The sequence below is a fragment of the Winogradskyella sp. R77965 genome, from assembly GCF_044594915.1.
Lineage (GTDB): Bacteria > Bacteroidota > Bacteroidia > Flavobacteriales > Flavobacteriaceae > Winogradskyella.
In genome coordinates this window covers 1,537,259-1,554,006 of record NZ_CP138990.1, presented here as the reverse complement: position 1 = coordinate 1,554,006, position 16,748 = coordinate 1,537,259, and the positions used below count along the sequence as shown (strand labels likewise).

The 16,748-nt window shown below is 32.7% G+C and carries 4 protein-coding genes; all 4 read right to left on the bottom strand.

Going from position 1 to position 16,748, the window contains the following annotated elements; translation table 11 throughout:
* Positions 1–47: 47 nt before the first annotated feature.
* Complete coding sequence (locus SJY34_RS06885; RefSeq protein WP_400080484.1) at positions 48–4,346, bottom strand: T9SS type B sorting domain-containing protein; 4,299 nt, start codon at positions 4,344–4,346, stop codon at positions 48–50.
* Positions 4,347–4,404: 58 nt separating this feature from the next.
* Complete coding sequence (locus tag SJY34_RS06880) at positions 4,405–6,744, bottom strand: choice-of-anchor L domain-containing protein (protein WP_400080481.1); 2,340 nt, start codon at positions 6,742–6,744, stop codon at positions 4,405–4,407.
* Positions 6,745–6,828: 84 nt separating this feature from the next.
* Entirely contained in the window at positions 6,829–11,661 is a 4,833-nt protein-coding gene (locus tag SJY34_RS06875; protein WP_400080478.1) for a choice-of-anchor L domain-containing protein, read from the bottom strand.
* Between the two features lie 137 nt (positions 11,662–11,798).
* Positions 11,799–16,652 carry a choice-of-anchor L domain-containing protein gene (locus tag SJY34_RS06870; protein ID WP_400080475.1) on the bottom strand — a complete coding sequence of 1,618 codons (4,854 nt, stop codon included), beginning with the start codon at positions 16,650–16,652 and terminating at the stop codon, positions 11,799–11,801.
* Positions 16,653–16,748: the final 96 nt, after the last annotated feature.

The window sequence follows — 16,748 nt, the reverse complement described above, 5'->3', positions numbered from 1 at the left end:
ATGATCTGAGTTAGCATAAATTTTCTGATTTTAAGAAGTATATTAGGTTAACGTTTTAAAGCAAAATGACCTCTAAGGACATAAGGTTTACCATCTCTATTTCCTTCAATAAGATACCAATAATCATTGCTTGACATTAAGTTGTTATTAAATGTGCCATCCCAGAATGGAGACTGTGGTGAGATTTCTTTTAATAGTTTACCATAACGATTAAAAATACGAATTTTAGTAATTGTATTTCTAGTATCTGTAATTAGCCAAGTATCATTTTGGTTATCACCATTTGGAGTAAAAAAACTAGGAACAATAAACTTATCTATAAAAATAGTGAATGATGTAGATTTTTCTACACATCCATTGCTGTCTCTTACAAATAGAGTGTACTCGCCATCAATTAGGTCTGTGAAACTATTTGATGATTGAAACGGTCCATTATCTATCGCATATTCATAGTTAATAGAGTTATCATCCATTGTAATGGTAATTGTCTCTTGATCTATATTGATATTTGAGTCAGTTAAACTAAAATCATTAGTAGGGAATATTTCAATATTAAAACTATGCTCACTAGAACAGCTTATGAATGGTGTATTAACTTCATTATAAATATATAAGACCTGAGAACTATTTACGATGCTTCCAGCGTTAAGTTGAGTGCCAGTTCCATTGGTATCAGTGTAATAATTTCCGTTTGTTATAGATGGTAGTGTAAAGCTGTCACAAATAGAAAAATCATTCAGTTGGTCTACCATAGGAGACGGAGTAATTACAATAGTATATCGACTTTGTATAGGGCAAGTTGATGAGTCATCGTAGATGTATATGGTTTGAGAGTTTTCTATAATGTCGTTTGGGCTAACTTGTGCACCAAGTCCGTCTTGCTGAGTGTAATAATTTCCGCTCGTTAAAGTCGGTAGAGTAAAAGAATCGCAGCTATATTGATTAGGCAAGTCTATTATATTGTCTAAAGGAATTATGGTGACATCAAAACTGCTTTCTGAAGGGCAACCATTAGAATTATTATAAATATAAATAGTATCTGATGTAGTAATTAAGTCTCCAGCACTTAAAGGTGTGCTAGATGCATTGCTACCAGTGTAATAGTTACCATTTGTTAAAGATGGTAGTGTGAAGCTTTCACATGCGTTGACTGTGTTAAGTGCATCAACAGGAGATGGTGTATTAATTGTTATTGAGAAACTACTTTGATCGCTACAATTATTTACGTTTTCATAAATATATATGGTTTGCGAACTTGTAATTTTATCACCTGCATTTAAAGGTATGCCAGTACCATCTATACCTGTATAATAGCTTCCAGAGGTTAATGTTGGTAATTCATAATCGCCACAAAATGTACCTCCAGTTAATATATCGACCAACGGAGAGGGATTAACAATTAGTTCTAATGTAGTTTCATCGAAACATGTTGCACCATTAGATACACGTACAGTAATGGTCTGGGAATTTATAGTGGTATTTGTAAATGAATTTGTTAAACTAATAGGTGTACCTAAATCATCAAAATAACTAACAGTTAAACCAGTTTGTGTTCCTAAAACTTGAGATTCTATATCTGAAATATCTATTGTGAAAGTCTCAAAGCCGTCATTATTGCCATCGCAAATTTCGATAGAATCAATAGGATTAGCAATAATTGAAGAACTAACAACATTTAATGTAATTTGATTTCTAACTAAAGTTAAATCGTTAACAATATTACTATCTATTATACAATAATAATCACCAGAATCAGTAAGTTGGACGTTGTTAAATATTAAGTCTGAATTCGTTTCACCTGCAAGTAGTGTTCCGCTAGGATGTACTCCTTTGTACCATTGATAGGTATTCTGAGTGCCACTTACAATTGTACTTAAAGTAATATTTTCATTGGTACAAGCATCTTGTGTTTCAATAGTATCTACTTTAGCTTGCGGATTATTGTTGTAAGTGGTGTAGCTCGTATATATTGGATGTTGATTTTCAAAATCTCCAAATTCAAAACGGTTATTATTAAAAGATAAGTTTTGTAATAAAGGTAAAGCCGTTAAATTAGGTATACTACCTTCTAATTCATTACTTCCAAAAAATAAAAATGTTAAATTAGAACAGCTTAATAGTGTTGTTGGTATATTTCCTGAAAGCTGATTATTAGATAGATTTAAAAAAATAAGCTGAGTTAGGTTATTAAATATCTCTGGAATTGTTCCGGAAAGCTCATTTTGGCCAAGAGACAAGGATCGAATTGAAGCCATATTTTCGTATTCTATTGGTATAGAACCTCCAATGGAAGTGACTTCAATATTCAATAATTCCATATTTGCTAGATTTCCTAAAGAAGCTGGTAGCGTTCCTGTTAAATCCTGATGTCCTAATCGTAAATCACGCATATTAACTAAGTTACCAAGCTCAATAGGTATAGACCCTACAAGTTGATTCTGTTGTAATTCTAAAACATTTAAATTGATAAGATTCCCATATTCGGGATATATGGTGCCAGTGAAATCATTACTACCTAATTCAAGGACTCTTAGCTCAGTTAGGTTTGTAATTGCCAACGGAATAGTGCCTGATAAATTATTAACTCGAAGTCTGAGATTTCTTAAATTTGATAGATTAGTTAGGGATATTGGTATATTACTAGTTAACTGATTAGAAGTAAGATTTAAGTTTTGTAAGTTTATTAAGTTATCAATTGTATTCGGTATAGTACCTGAAAGATTATTTGTGGAAATATCTAATTGAATAAGTGATGTAATGTTAGTTATTTCATCTGGAATGCTACCTGAAATATTTCCATAGGAGAGATCTAAGAACTCTAAGGATTGCAAATTACCTAATTCTTTTGGTAAAGTACCAGTGAGGTTATTTGATCCTAAATTATTATCTGTTGGATTTAAATCCAAACTAATAACGCAACCTCCACCATCGGTTGTTACCCCAAACCAAGTATCTAATGGTGCAGCAGTATTCCAGTTGGTATTATTTGTCCAATTAGGACCATCAGTTAAATTATAAAGTCTGGTTAGTGCATCTCTGTCTGTTACTTCGCAACCTCCATTCTCTACATTAAGATGAATAGGTCTTCGCACTAAAGTTAAATCTGTTACGATAGTATTATTTATAACACAGTAATAATCTCCTGCATCTGTAGCTTGTATAGCTGGGAAATTCAATATTTCATTTGTCTCTCCGGGTAATAAAGCACCGCCAGGATAAATGCCTTTATACCATTGATAGGTGTTTGCAGATCCGCCTACTGTAGTTGATAAATCAATACTATTACCAATATTTGCATAACGCGTCTCTTCTATATTGACTTGACTTTGAGGATTATTACCATAATTAGCATAAGTTGAGTAGGTCGTATGCTGATTTTCAAAATCACCGAATTCAAAATTATTGTTCTTAAAATCGAGATAATTAAGGCCAGGATTTGATGTGAAATTAGGTAATATTCCTTCAAGATTATTTTGGTCTAATCTTAAAAATGTAAGATTAGTTAGATTATTAAAACTATCAGGAACAGTGCCTGTAAGTTGGTTATTATTTAATGCAATCGCTCTTAACGGAGCTATATTGCCAAAGCCTTCTGGTATTTCACCAGTTAGTTGATTAAAACTTATAAAAATAAGTTCGAGATTACTCATATTAGCAAAACCTTCAGGAATTGGTCCTGTGAGATTATTATTGCTAATATTCAAATTTGCCATATTAGTGAGGTTTTCAAAAGTTGTTGGTATTGCACCTGTTAGGTTATTAAACCCTAATATTAAAGTTGTAAGATTTGTTAAGTTCCCTAATTCAGGAGGTATTGAGCCATCTAGTTGATTAGTATCTGCTATAAAAGACATTAGATTGGTTAAATTTCCTAACTCAGGAGGAAGCTGTCCTGTTAATAAATTCTTAGCAAGATTTAAATTTGTAAGATTTTGCAAATTTGTAATTTCTATGGGAATATTGCCTGTTATACTAGTATTGTCAATAGTTAAAAGTTCTATGTTAGATAGATTTCCAAGTGTTGCAGGTAAAGTACCAGAAAGAGATAAATTAGTTCTAATAGTTAAGAACTCTAGATTCACAAGATTGCCTATGTCATTAGGGAGCGTACCGTTTAAATTATTACCAATAAGTTCTAAGCGAGTTACCACATTGTTTTCTACTGTGACTCCAGACCAAGTATTTACAGGAGCAGCGGTATTCCAATTAGTGTTATCTGTCCAATTTGCTCCATCAGTAGCGTTATAAATTGCTATCAATGCATCTCTCTCAGCAGCAGGCACTTGTGCTATACCAGCAAAGGATATTATTAGAGTGAGTATATTTAATATGAGTTTGGCTCTCAATAGATTCAGATTTGGTCAATAAAGATAATGTTTTTTAAAATTTAACATAAAAAAATGATTATCTCTTTAAAGCAAAATGGTCAGTATAAGTTCTACCATCTAAGAACTTGGCGACAAACCAATAGTCATCACTTGGTAACTTACTACCTTTTAGCTTGCCATTCCATCCACTGCTTCGATAGGACTGTACAGTAATTAGTTTTCCGTAGCGATTGAAAATTTGAACAGATTCAATGACATTAGATTGTGTAGATGTACCAATGACTTGCCATGTGTCATTATCACCATCACCATTTGGTGTGAAGAATTTTGGAAAGCCTAAAACAGAAATTATCTCTTCAGTAACTTCACAACCATTGATGTCTCTCACATAAACCGTATGAAATCCTTTAGAAATATTAGTAAATACATTACTCTCTTGATAAAAACTATTAACATTATCTAAAGCGTATTCATAATCTCCATCACCAGAAATAGTTATGGTAACTGTATTATTAGGGTCGATACCTTCTATAGAAACACTTTCTATAATTGCTGAACTAGAAGGATTAACAGTTATGGTTCTGCTAGAAGAACAACCGTTTGGGTCCGTAACAATTACTGTGTAAATTCCTGTTGTGTTTATGTCATTAAAAGTAGTATTTACTTCTGTTAATGTGCCATTGTATAGCCACTCGTAATAATAATTATTTGGCAAATCATTTAATACTCCTCCGAAAAGCGTAATGGTTTCTGGAAAGGTATTGGTACAATAGATTATAGTTTCATCAGATTCTAAAATTGGAGTATAAAGTACAACAAGATTTGCTGTAGAAATGCTGAAACATTGGTTATTACTTTCAATTTTTACATATATAGTTTGAGAATTAGCAGTTGTATTTTCGTAGATATTAGGTAGTTGATTTGTTTCGCTGAATGCATCTTCTTCCGATGCGTAATAGGAGATTGATGCGCCATCAGGAATTTGATTTTCAATTGCTATTTCGATATCGTCTAGCGTAAAATTAGCTAAACCATCCACAAGATCTCCATCGCAGACCTTTAAATCTGGAATGTTTAAGGTGTTATTGGATGTTTGTAATTCTAGTTCGACAACATCAAAGCAATTTGCGGCATTAGCGACGCTAGCATATACAGTTTGAAATGGTGAAGTGTTTTGAAAATTAGTTTGATTGGTAATAGGATTATTATCAACAAAAGCATCAACTTCGGTTAAATAAAAGTCCAGAATCTGAAGGGAATCATTTCCGTTAATTAAGTCCTCTAAAGCATCAAATAAATTATAGGTAGTTAACCCGTCACTATTAACATCACATTCAATTAATACTGCATCTGAGCCAACAGGTAGAGGAGCATATTCTATGACTACTTCGCCATAGGACATACAATTATTCGCTAAAAATACGTCTACGCTGTATGTTCCAGATTCTGAAACTTCATATTCAAAGCAATTTAAACATGGAGTTGAAGTTTCTGGAATTCCATCTTTAGACCAAATATAAGTCGCTCCCTGTTGAAAGGCATTCAGAGTAATGATTTCACCTTCACAGGCTGCATTTGCTGTGGTGATAAGTCTATTTGAGCCTATATCTGAAGATAATTTAAAGCTTCCTGCTTCAATAAATACTGCCGAATCATACCTGTAATTTTGTTCATCTGCTATAACAAGTTTAACATGATAGGTTTCATTAGGAATTACGTTTGCCGTTGCTGTTAACACAGCAGTTTGTCCATTAAAATTAATAGGTGCGTTAATGCCATTGTAATTTCCAAAATACGTTTCGTTTTGTGGAGGACAACTTCCTTGTACACCTGGAGTAACCGTGGTTGCTTTAACCGGAATATTGGTATCTGGTACTAAGGCAATATTTTCGTATTGATTTTGTCCACTAGCTGGTTTAATTAAAAATCCGAATAAATCTGAAAAATTACAGCTATTAGGATTATTTTCTTGATATTCTTCCGAAGCAAAAATATACCTGAAACTAATTTGTGATGCTACAGAAGTAAAATCAAATTCTAAGATTGTAGCATTAAATGTATTAGATTCATTCAGAGCATTTTCCAGATCTAGATCTCCTAGCCAATTTGGTGCATCATCATCGCTTAAAGTATTATTAGGTCCAGGGACATTTTGTAATCTTCCTGTACTTAATACAATTCCGCTTTCAAAAGGAAACGTAGTTCCTGCACCATTGAAATAACCATAACTTTGATCTGAGTTATTATAATCACCTCCTGAAATATTAGTAACTGTTACATTTTCAATACATTCACTATCAATAAGTATATCTTCTATAAGTTGTTGTGGAGTATAAGTTTGACTATCTACTGAAATATTTTGAGCGTAATTCAGCAGGGAAAATAAAAGTGTAACAACCAAGAATGTTCTCTTCATTTTCATTTTTAAGGGATATCAAAGGTACACATCTGGTCGAGACTAATATTGGATCAAGGTGTTAAAAATGTTGATTAGTTCTTATTAACGTCGGAGTGTAAAATGTCCTTTAATCTCAAAGGTTTTACTGTTTTGAGTAACTGTAGCCACATACCAATAGTCACCAGTAGGCATTTTATTACCATTATAGGTGCCATCCCAACCAGGCGTATTAGAATTTATTTCTTTTAAGAGTTTACCATAACGATCAAAGATGTATAGAACAGTGCCAGGAAGTGTCTCTACACCGACAATATGCCAAGTATCAAAATCACCGTCATTATTTGGTGTAAAGTGTTTAGGTGCGTCAATAACCAATACTTCGCGTGTAACTCTGGCGCAACCATTTTGGTCAATAACAGTTATAGTATTGTAGCCGATAGGTACATTTACAAACATATTAGATGCTTGTATATTTCCGTTGTTGAGTTGATAGAGGTAATTACCTATGCCATTTACAGTAACGGTAATATTATTAGGATCAGAAAAATCTATAGTTTCAACAACATCAATAATTGCAGATTCTGATTCTGTAACGTTAAAAGTACTGGTACTTTCACAACCGAATTGATTGGTTACAGTAACGGAATACGTGCCAGTTTCATCTATTTCAATTTCGGGTGAGGTTTCATTTGTTGACCATAAATATGAGTCCATAGAATCGTTAGTGTTCGCAGAAACTAATAGAGGTAAATTATCTAAACAAATGACTTGATCTTCAATAGCAACTAATGGCAGAGGATTAACTATAGTAGAAAACTGAGTTGTATCAAAACAACCCGTAGTATTGTTTTCAACTCTTACAAAAATAATTTCTTCGTTATACGCTATATAATCAGTATTTAAAGGTGAGGTATTTTCAAGAGCATCATTTTCAGAATTATAATAACGCAAAGAAAAGTCATTTGGATTTTGCCCATTTAGAATGGCTGCATTTTGTGTGGTTAAGTCAAATTCTAACAAGCCGTCAAAATCATCATCACAGCCAACTAAATTATTTGGTTGAGAAACTATAGGAGATGAATTAACAGCTAACTGAAAAGGATACACGCCAAAACAATGTGTTGTACTGTATTCTGCTCGTACATAAAGAGTTTCTGATCTATTTGAATAATTGTAATCTAAATTTAAAGCGTTTCGATTTTCACTGGCATCTTGCTCATTTACATGATAGCTTACAATCACGTTATAGGTATCGTCTAATAAAACTTCAGTAACTTCAGATAAGTCAATAAGGTTATCATTGTTTTCACAAATTTGATAGTTTTCAATTGGATTAATTGGAGGTGGTTCATTAACAATGAGCTGAACAGGGACTGAAGCATAACAATTTGTTGTAGCATTTCTTACTTTTACAAATACAGTTTCAGGACTTGAAATGTTAGTATAGTTTTCAGGATTAGCTATAGGATTCATATTAGATTCTAAATCGGTTTCTAATCTGAAATAGGTGAAATCAATATTATATTGCCTGCCATCTATAATCTCAACTTCATACTGCGTTAAATCCCATTGTATATTCGTATTAAAATTGTCTGCACATTCTGTAAAAGTTTGATCAAAGTTTACTTCTGGTAGCGATAATGCATTTATATAAAATGAAACCACGTCTACGCATCCGGAATCTAAGTTTTCTACTCGCGAATAAATCAATTCAGAGTTACTATTGGTCGTATAGTTTAAAGGCAATTCATTAGCTCCTGTATTAGCATTAAGTGGAGTCGAGTGAAATGAAATGTTTAAATTCTGTGAAGAGCCGCTGGAGATTTCAGTTATTTTTTCGCTTAAATTTGTACTTACAAGTCCTGTGCTATTTACGTCACATTCAAAAACATCTGTAGGCTCATTATAAACAGGTGCTTGTTGTATTTCAATTTGCATTGGTGCTGTTTTATAACAACTATCTTCTTCTATATTTTCTAATCTTACGTATATAGTTTCAAGGTTAAAGCCCGCAATATATGGGTTGTTTTTATCGATTGGATTTTGTTTATTAATGGCATTGTCTTCGGTTTCAAAATATAATACCTGAATTCCTGATTGGCCATTCAAAATTTCAAAATCTTTATTTTCAAATATAAAACCAGAAGGATTATTTATATCTATTTCACAATTTATAAAATTAGAAATCTCACTTAACTGGGGACTAGCATAAATTTGAATGTTAAAATTATTAATAGCAAAACAATCTGTACCAGGCTCTTCAATTCTTATAAAAATCTCATCAGTTGTAGTATTAAATATACTTGGGTCGTTAATAGCTGAACTGTCTTCAATGGCATCTTCCGAGGATAAATAATATGAAATGTTATAGTTTGCTGCATCTGCAAATTGGGTTTGAATGTGACTTACTAAATCTACTTCTTCATACCCATCTAGATTATCATCACACCCTTTTAAAGGCTCTAAAACGTCTATATCAATTTGACCATTAATAGTTACATCTAAGGTTGTAATATCTGGACATTCCAGAAATAAATCACTCATCTTTACGTAGAATCTTTGTGTGTTTCCATTTACAGCAAAAGTCTCTCCTAAAACATTTTCTTCGTTTATGGCATCTTCTTCGTTTAAATAATATTCTACATTAAATGTGAATACATCTTGAGCTACTAAATCATTAAATTGTTGTAAGAAAATAGTAGTGGTATTATCTGTTGCATTAAAATAGCCACAGGCATCAGTTATTTGTGGTGATAGTGACGTAGATTCTAGAACATTTAGTTTTAGTATAGAGATGTAAGTGCAGCCTTGATATGAGCTTTCAATAAATAGGTCTTGCGCATTGGTTATTGAATAGGGTAGAGTTCGGTCTATAGGATTTTCATTATTTATGGCATCTTCTTCAGTTTCATAAAGTTGAATAGTTATGTCGTATCCATTTTTTATGGTTTCGGATATATCATCGAGATTGAAATTAACAATACCATCATTAGAACCATCGTCACACTCCTCAATGACAACTTCTTCCCCAAGAATAGAATACAATAGATTTTTATGAAACTCTAGTACTATGGGAAATTCGCAATAATCACCAATAGATACTCCAAAATTAGCATTAACAGAAGGATTGCTAGACGAAATTACTGGAGGATTAGAAAGAATTAAATCTAAAAGTCTAAATGTGAGATCAGGATATTCATTTTCTAAAAGCTCTTTATAATCTGATAAATTGTATGAGTATACTTTGGTGTCAAAAAAAATCGATTCGCCATCTGTAAATTCAAAATGATCTAAAGGCAAACAATTGTTTACTATATATTTTTCAGGAAAAGTTGGAGGTTGTTGGTATTCTAAGTTAACATTTACCAAAGAATAACAACCACTATAAATGTCTTCCACTCTTGCAATGAAAAAAGGTATGTCCTCGTCTAAAGGAGGATAATCTTCCAATTGGTTATCTTGATTAATAGCGTCGACTTCATTAAGGAAATAACTGACAATTCGATCAAATTCAAAATTAGAAACATTAGAATCTAGAGAACTCAAACTTGAAGCAAACAAGATTTCGGTTAGTTCTCCATTACAGACTTCAAGTGTGATATCATCTGTATTCGGTGAGTAAAGCACTGAAATATTAAAGCTACCAATCTGCAGGCAATCACCACTCAAGCTCTCTATTCTAAAATAAATCGTTTCAGTTTCTTCGGTATTTTGGTAAACATCAATTATAGGGCTACTATTGTTTTGAGCATCCTCTTCAGAAAAATGATAACTAATTATGTAATTGGCAGAGGGAAGATTATCGTAGATTTCATCATTTTTTGACAGTTGAAAATCAAATTCATACAAACCATCATTCGGCAAATCGTCACAAATAATCATATCCTCTATAGGATCTGCTGGTTGAAATGGAATAATTTCTAGTTCAATAGAATCTTCCAAGATACAATTACCGCTTGGTGATGGGATTGAGACTTCAACATTATAAATACCAGACTCACTAACATTTAGAGTGGGATTATTTTGTCCTGCTATTAAATTGTTATTAAAATACCAATTGTAAACTGCTGCAGGATTATTAATATCTGCATTTAAGGTTAAATCACTCCCGCAAATACTTCTGTCTGGACCTAAATCTATAGAGCTACCAAAGCTTTCCGCGGAGATGAAAACAGCCGAATCAAAACGTTCATCAATATGGTCCGCGATAATGAATTTTATATGATAAGTTTCATTTGGAATTATATCAGTAGTTGCAGTTAAAACTGTTGTGCTACCATTAAAATTAGTATTGCCCAAATTATAACCTTCAAAGTAAGTTTCATTTTGTGCTTCGCAAAAACCGTTAATATCTGGGTGAATTGTATTGGTCGTAACTTCGGTAGTAGTTTCTGGAACTAAAGCAATATTCGTGTATGGGTCTGCTGTACCAGCTCTTTTTATAAGAACGGCAAATACATCTTTAAACGTACAAGGGTATTCTTGTTGATATTCGTCTGAGGCGAAGAGATATTTAAACGCCACAAAATTGTTTACGGAAGAAAAGTCGAATTCAATAGAAGTGGCGTTAAGGGTTTGGTCAATACCAAGGACATCTAGAATATCACTATCAGTCTCCCAAGTAATTTCACCTTCACTTAAATTCTGTGTGTTCAACGTATTTCCAGCCGATGAAACCCTTCCAGTGGAAAGAATTATACCATTTTGAATTGGAAAATTTGATGTACCTCTGTCAAACGCACCATAACTTGTAATATTATTTATATTTCCATTTATTGAGGAACTAATATTACTAACAGTTGCACAATCATTACCTATCAAATTCTCAATGAGCTGATTGGGTTGTAACGTATTGTCCGTTATTATCTGTTGTGCATATGAAAAATAGATATGCGCAAACAGGAAGAAAAAAATAAATACATTTTTCTTGTTCATCAAACTTTTATTAGAAGGCCTTAATTTTAATTAAGGATAGCTTTTTTTATAAAAGTAAACAAAAGAAGAAAAAGAATAGAAACTAATTGAATTGTTAGGTTAAACTAACGTTAATAAAGATGAATGACATTTGTAGATTACCATCTAAGTGTAAAATGCCCTTTAATTTGAAATGCATTGTCTCCACGTTTTATATCAGCCACATACCAATAGTCGCTAGCAGGCATCTTAACTCCATTAAAATAACCATTCCATCCTGGTGTGCTAGAGTTTAATTGTATCAGCAATTTTCCATATCTGTCATAAATGCTAATTGTAGTTCCAGGAAGTGTTTCAATACCAACAATATGCCAAGTGTCAAAATCACCATCACCATTTGGTGTAAAGTGTTTAGGTGCGTCAATAACCAATACTTCGCGTGTAACTCTATCACAACCATTTTGGTCAATAACAGTTATGGTATTGTAGCCGATAGGTACATTTACAAACACATTAGATGATTGTATATTTCCATTGTTGAGTTGATAGAGGTAATTACCTATGCCATTTACAGTAACGGTAATATTATTAGGATCAGAAAAATCTATAGTTTCAACAACATCAATAATTGCAGATTCTGATTCTGTAACGTTAAAAGTACTTGTACTTTCACAACCGAATTGATTTGTTACAGTAACGGAATACGTGCCAGTTTCACCTATTTCAATTTCGGGAGATGTTTCATTTGTTGACCATAAATATGAGTCCATAGAATCGTTAGTGTTCGCTGAGACTAGCAGTGGTAAATTGTCTAAACAAATGACTTGATCTTCAATAGCAACTATTGGTAGAGGATTAATTATAGTAGAAAACTGAGTTGTATCAAAACAACCAGTAGTATCGTTCTCAACTCTTGCGAAAATAACCTCATTGTCGTAAGCTGTGTAATCCGTACTTAATGGTGAAATATTTTCAACAGCATTATTTTCAGAATTATAATAACGCACAGAAAAGTTATTTGGATTTTGCCCATTTAGAATGGCTGTATTTTGTGTAGTTAAGTCAAATTCTAACAAGCCGTCAAAATCATCATCACAGGTTATTAGGTTATTTGGAGGATTTGCAATAGGTAATGGGTTTACTACCAATTGAAAGGAGTAAACCACATAACAATGAGTTGTACTATACTCTAATCGTACAAACAAAGTTTCAGTTGTATCAGTGTAATTGTAATCTGTATTTAAGGCATTTTCATTGGCGTCAGCATCATCTTGATTATCGTGGTAGCTAATAATAACATTAAAAGTTTCATCTAAAAGTACTTCATTGATATCTTGCAAATTAATGCTGTTCTCAGCATTATCACAGATTTCATAGGTTTCTATTGGATTTAGAGGCGGAGGGTTGTTTATAATTAATTCAAAAGGCACGATGGCATAACAACTTGTAGATAAATTTTTAAGTTTTACGTAAATCGTTTCGTAGTTGTCAGTACCAACATAATTTTCTGGATTTGTAATTGCATTTGCTTCGTTCTCTGCATCGACCTCTGTCTGATAATAGGTAAAGTTTATATTGTATTGTCTACCATCAAGAATATCGAGTTCAATTTCTGTCAAGTCCCATTCCGATTGTGGATTAAAATAATCTCCACATTGTATTAGTGATTGATTGAAATTTACATCAGGCAAATCAAGAATATTTATATTAAAAGTTTCTATATTAAAACATCCTGAATCATTATTTAAAATCCTTACATACAATTCCTCTGGGTTACTTGTACTAGTATAGGAAAGATTTTCGGGATTAGTTCCTAAATTGGCATTTAGCTCTGTTCTATAAAAACTAACGTTCAAATTATGTGGACTTCCATTTGATATTTCATCAATTTTTGTGTTTAAATCAATTTGATAAGGTCCATCACCATTAGTTCCACAAACTGGTATATCAGTTGGTATATTATAAATAGGTGCTTGCTTTGCCACAATCTGCATTGGTGCTATTGCTACGCAACTATTTTGGTTTTCATTCTCAAGTCTAACATATATCGTCTGAGGATTAGCGATGTTTTGATAGGGAATTGTTTTATCAATGGCTTTAGTATTATTTATGGCATCTAATTCACTTTCAAAATACCTCACTTGCATACCAATCTGACCATTAATAATTGATACATCTCTATCTTCAAAAGTAAAGTCGGCACTATCAGAACCACTTAATTGACAATTAATATAATCTGGTATACTATTAATTTGAGGGTTATTAAAAACTCTTATCTCAAAATCAATTATTGAAAAACAATTAAGACTAGGACGCTCAAGTCTTGCAAAGATTTCTTCGGTTTGAGCATTATAGCTCTGTGGATTTAATATGACGTCCCTATCACCATAGGCATTGCTATATGTAGTATAAAAGCGAACAGTGAACTCATCTAATTCAGTAGAAATAGATGGTAATACAGTAAATAAATCGATTGTGGTAAATCCATTTTGGTCGTCATCACATATGATGATTGGCTCCGGAGACTGAAAGTTTAAACTTTCAACGACATTGATATCTAAAGTAGTAATAGCATAACAACCTGTACTCGTATTTATAACTCTAGCGAAAAATTGATGCGAGTTGTTTGCTACATTGAAGGTTTCATTGATTACGTTCTCATCATTTTCAGCGTCTTGGTAGGATTTATAAAATTTAACTAAAGGAAAAGCTGTGTTTTGAGTCATTAGATCGCTGTAGCTTCGTATATTGATAGAAGTGGTACCGTCACTGGGATTAAAATTTCCACATGCATCTGCAACAACAGGTTCTAAAGTAGGCAAATCGTTAACTTGAAGTATCACAGAAGTAAAGTCTTCACATTCGTTTTTGTATTTAACTTTAAGAAATAATTCTGTAGCAGAGTTAACAGTAAGTATTGAATTAGGGTCTAATACATTTGTATCGTTTCGCTGATCTTCAAGGGTTTGGTAATAGGTAAGTGTTAAGTCAGCATAACCACCTATTAATTCTTCAGTGACATTGTTTAAATCAAAATTATATATACCATCATTCGATGGATCATCGCACCGCATAACGACTTTATCTTCTCCAATAACATTTTTAGTTACGTTTTTATGCAGTTCTAAGGGAACGATTGAGGTGCAATAACCTCCTTGTTCTGCAACGGACATATAAATGGTGAGCTGCGGGCTGCTAAGTGTAAATATTGGATCCCCAACAAAAAGATATGCATTAGTCTGGTCTAAAGCATCTTGAGCCGATGGGAAATAATTTACCCTAGGATCCGTTAACCAGTCACCAATTTCCACAACAGCATCATTTAAGTTAAACACTACTTCGGCCTGATCATAATTTTCGTCTATGGGTATACATTGATTTATGATATATCGATCTACACCTATAAAAGGACTTTCATTAAATTCCATTGTAAAGGGAACGACAGAATGACAACCATTAAAATCGTCAACTACTCTGGCGTAAAGTACTTCAGTTTGTTCAGGGTAAGGATATGGTGAAGGAATTACATTTTCTCCGATTTCTGCTTCTTCTTCGGTATAGTGAAAGGTTACTGTTCTATTAAATTCAAAATTGGCTACCCAAAAGTCATAAAATTCTAAATCCACATCAGAAAAAGCTGGTACATATAATTCTTCGCATACAATAATAGGATCAATTATACGCGTATTAGGTGCAGCATTAATTATAGTGTTGAAACTACCAATCTGTAAACAACTACCATCTATACTTTCTATTCTTACATAAATAGTTTCTTGTGGTTCTGTGTTTTGGTAAATACCAACAACGGGATTATCATTATTTTGAGCATCTTCCTCTGATAAATGGTAACTGAGATTATAATTTGTAGATGGTAAAATACTAAATATTTCATCATTTTTTAAAAACTGAAAATCAAAATCGTAAATGCCATCACTTGGAGCTTCATCACATATTAAGAGATCTGCAATTGGATCTGCATTTTGAAATGGAATAATATCTATTTCTATACTATCAGTCATTATGCAACTGCCATTTGCTGATGGAATTGAAATTTCTACATCGTACGTTCCAGATAGGTTGACCTCTAATGTAGAGTTACTCTCTCCAACTATCTGACTTCCATTTAAAAACCAAGAGTAACTTGCGTTAGTATTATTAATATTTGCATCTAATGTTAAATCACTTCCACAAATACTTTGATCTGGTCCCAAATCTATGGAATTACCAAACCCTCCGGCTTCTATAAATACAGCAGAGTCAAAACGCTGATCGATATGGTCTGCGATAACAAATTTGATACGATAAGTCTCATTTGGTATTATAGTACTGGTTGCGGTTAAAACAGTTGTATTTCCATTAAAATTCGTATTTCCTAAATTATAACCTTGAAAAAAATCTTCATTTTCAGCATCGCAAAATCCATTAATATTTGGATGTATGGTATTGGTACTAACTTCGGTGGTTGTTTCTGGAACTACCGCAATATTAACATAAGGATCTGCCGTACCAGCTCTTTTAATTAGAATCGCAAATACATCCTTAAAATTACATGGATACTCTTGTTGGTATTCGTCTGAAGCGAATATGTATTTAAAAGCAACGAAATTATTAGCAGAATTAAAATCAAATTCAATAGAAGAGGCGTTTAATGTTTGGTCAATACCTAAAACATCTAATATATCGGAATCTGTTCCCCAATCAATCTCGCCTTCACTTAAACTTTCACCTACTAAAGTGTTACCCGCAGAATTGACAGCACCTGTAGATAAAATCAAACCGTTTTGAAAGGGAAAATTATAGGAGTTTCGATTGAAAGACCCATAACTGATAATATCATTTACATTTCCATTAATAGATGATGAAACGTTACTGACTGAAGCACAATTATTACCGACTAAACCTTGAATAAGTTCATTTGGCTGTTGCGTATTGTCCGTAGTTATTTGCTGCGCATACATGAAAAATATATGCACGAGAAAGAAGAGAAAGAAGTATATACTTTTCTTTTTCATATAATTTTATACCAATAAACAATAGCAACGGAAGAAAACTAGCTTTCCTTTTTTGTTTAAAAGTAATAAAAAGTATGAAAAACTAAATCATAAAAG

Bases quoted from the DNA above. Each gene is read 5' to 3' on its own strand.
- SJY34_RS06880 (WP_400080481.1), bottom strand. From the start codon at position 6,744: ATGAAGAGAACATTCTTGGTTGTTACACTTTTATTTTCCCTGCTGAAT.
- SJY34_RS06870 (WP_400080475.1), bottom strand. From the start codon at position 16,652: ATGAAAAAGAAAAGTATATACTTCTTTCTCTTCTTTCTCGTGCATATA.
- SJY34_RS06875 (WP_400080478.1), bottom strand. From the start codon at position 11,661: ATGAACAAGAAAAATGTATTTATTTTTTTCTTCCTGTTTGCGCATATC.